At 39.5% G+C, this 2841-nt stretch carries 2 protein-coding genes; one reads left to right on the top strand and one right to left on the bottom strand.

Annotated elements, in window-relative coordinates; genetic code table 11:
- Positions 1 to 562: 562 nt before the first annotated feature.
- Positions 563 to 1822: a group II intron reverse transcriptase/maturase gene (ltrA, locus tag C3938_RS00535; protein WP_105101349.1), complete on the top strand. Its 1260-nt coding sequence runs from the start codon at positions 563 to 565 to the stop codon at positions 1820 to 1822.
- An 89-nt stretch (positions 1823 to 1911) separates the two neighbouring features.
- Here the strand turns inward: ltrA and C3938_RS00540 are convergent, their stop codons facing one another.
- A complete protein-coding gene (locus C3938_RS00540; protein ID WP_105101350.1) occupies positions 1912 to 2811 on the bottom strand; it encodes a DNA-3-methyladenine glycosylase family protein in 900 nt (299 codons plus the stop codon).
- Positions 2812 to 2841: the final 30 nt, after the last annotated feature.

Below are 2841 nucleotides of genomic sequence, written 5' to 3' on the forward strand. Positions count from 1 at the left end.
TTTTTATGTGTGCCCGGCATGGGTGCAGTCTATAGGGTGAGAGTCCCGAACTGTGAAGGCAGAAGTAACAGCTAGCCTAACGCAAGGGTGTCCGTGGCGACATGGAATCTGAAGGAAGCGGACGGCAAACCTTCGGTCTGAGGAACACGAACTTCATATGAGGCTAGGTATCAATGGATGAGTTTGCATAACAAAACAAAGTCCTTTCTGCCAAAGTTGGTACAGAGTAAATGAAGCAGATTGATGAAGGGAAAGACTGCATTCTTACCCGGGGAGGTCTGATCGAAACGCCAAGCACTCTTGGTAACCCATTCAGCAATGGATGGCTGAACGGTCAGAAGTCAGCAGAAGTCATAGTACCCTGCATACTCGAGAATGTAAGGGGAAGGACGGAACAATTAAGGAGAAATGTGACACTAGGCGTTAAGATTTCATGCAGACACAGACAACCCGGAAGGGCTTATCCAAAGGAGGACGTAGTGAATCTACAGGGGACTTTGGAAGGGTGGAGTGGAACTTGCACAAATAGAACGTCACATTCACGAAGAAAGGAAACCCAAGTATGTTGATGAACCAAATTCTGTCACGGGACAATCTCATTCTCGCACTAAAGCGAGTCGAACGAAATAAAGGAAGTCATGGCATAGATGAAATGTCCGTAAAATTCCTACGAAGACATCTCTATGATAACTGGGATTCCCTTCGGGAGAACTTGAGGAAAGGAACCTATACACCTTCTCCTGTCCGCCGTGTCGAAATCCCGAAACCAAGCGGAGGAGTTCGGATGTTAGGTATTCCAACCGTGACGGATCGTTTCATTCAACAGGCTATTGCCCAAGTGCTTCATACAATTTTTGACCCCTCCTTCTCAGAACATAGCTATGGATTCAGGTCCAACCGTCGAGGACATGACGCTGTGAGGAAGGCAAGGGGGTTTATTAAAGAAGGATACAGATGGGTAATTGATATGGACCTAGAGAAATTCTTTGATAAGGTGAACCATGATAAGCTCATGGGTGTTTTAGCGAAGCGCATCAAGGATAAGGAACTGCTTCGGCTTATTCGGAAATACCTACAATCTGGCGTCATGATAAATGGGATAGTAGTTAGCTCCGAAGAAGGCACTCCGCAAGGCGGGCCGTTGAGCCCTCTTCTTTCTAACATTATATTAGATGATTTAGATAAGGAGCTGGAGGAGCGTGGGCTACGTTTCGTTCGTTATGCGGATGACTGCAACATCTATGTGAGAACAAAGAAAGCTGGGAATCGTGTAATGAATTCCATTACTACATTTATCGAAGAGAAACTTCGCTTGAAAGTAAATAAAGAGAAATCAGCAGTGGACCGGCCTTGGAAACGTAAGTTTCTTGGTTTTAGTTTCACCAATGGAAAGAATCCAAAAATTAGAATCGCAAAAGAAAGTATTATGCGTCTAAAACAGAAAATCAGGGAAATAACTTCACGTTCCAAGCCATTTCCTATGGAAGTAAGAATTGAGAAATTAAACAAATACCTGATGGGTTGGTGCGGGTATTACGCTTTAGCGGAGACACCTTCAAAGTTTGAGGAGTTCGATAAGTGGATAAGAAGAAGATTGCGCATGTGTATGTGGAAACAATGGAAGCTTCCACGGACAAAAGTCCGAAAGCTGATTAGCTTGGGTGTTCCTGACCACAAAGCATACGAATGGGGAAACACCAGAAAGAATTATTGGCGTATCTCCAAGAGTCCAATCTTAAGCAGAACCCTAGGCAACTCCTATTGGAGTAGACTAGGGCTCAAAAGTCTGTATCAAAGGTATGAATTTATTCGTAATACTTAATTGAACCGCCGTATACCGAACGGTACGTACGGTGGTGTGAGAGGACGGGGGTTAGTCGCCCCCTTCTACTCTATTATTGTATATATACATTAATATATTAATTTCCAAAGATAAAAGGTTGCATATGCTTCATAGCCTTTCCAATGAGATGCGATTTTACATATTTCATCTACTGACGGTTTTGTTTCTAATTTACCTGCCAATTTTATTGCATTGTGTAATCCAACATCATTTATCGGAAAAGCATTAGAATATCTAACACACCTTAACAATACGTAATGGGCAGTCCAGGGGCCAATACCTTTTATTTCAGTCAACTTATTTTCGGCATACTCTATATTATTATAATTTTGTAACATATCTTTTGTGATTTTTTTGTCTTCGATAGCTATAGCAATTTCTTTAATGTATTCGCATTTCCTTCTAGACATCCCTATTTTAAACAATTCATCAATGTCTTCTGATACTATCTTATCTGGTTGTGGAAAATGCCAATATTCTTCACCATTATAAACTGTTCTCTCGCCATATTTTTTGATAAACCTATCCTTTAACTTAGAAGCAAACACTAAATTTATTTGTTGTCCTAATATTGCCCATACAAATGTTTCAAACAAGTTTGGAATACCAATCACTCTTAGGCCAAAAAACTTTGTTATAGTGTTTTCCAAAAATTCATCTTTGCTAGCCATGATATAAAAGTCTGTTAGTTCAGTTTCTAAATCAAACCAGTCCTTCACGTATTTTAGAATCTTCTCTTCGTACAACTTATGATTTTCGCGATCTAACGATTTGATTTCTAAAGATAACTTTCCTTTTTTAGCTTCAGTTATTTTTATAGCAAACTTGTATCCGTCAATTAGTAATATCTTTTTTATACTATCCATTTCTGTAATATAGGTTAAATCTTGTTGAGTTCTAAGATACTCAAGGTTTACTGAAAAAGAAAAATCGTTAGGTAAATTGATAATTAACTGTTTTGATTGCATAGGAAAGCTCCTTTATATCAAATTTAATTA

The organism is Microbulbifer pacificus (genome assembly GCF_002959965.1).
GTDB lineage: Bacteria > Pseudomonadota > Gammaproteobacteria > Pseudomonadales > Cellvibrionaceae > Microbulbifer > Microbulbifer pacificus_A.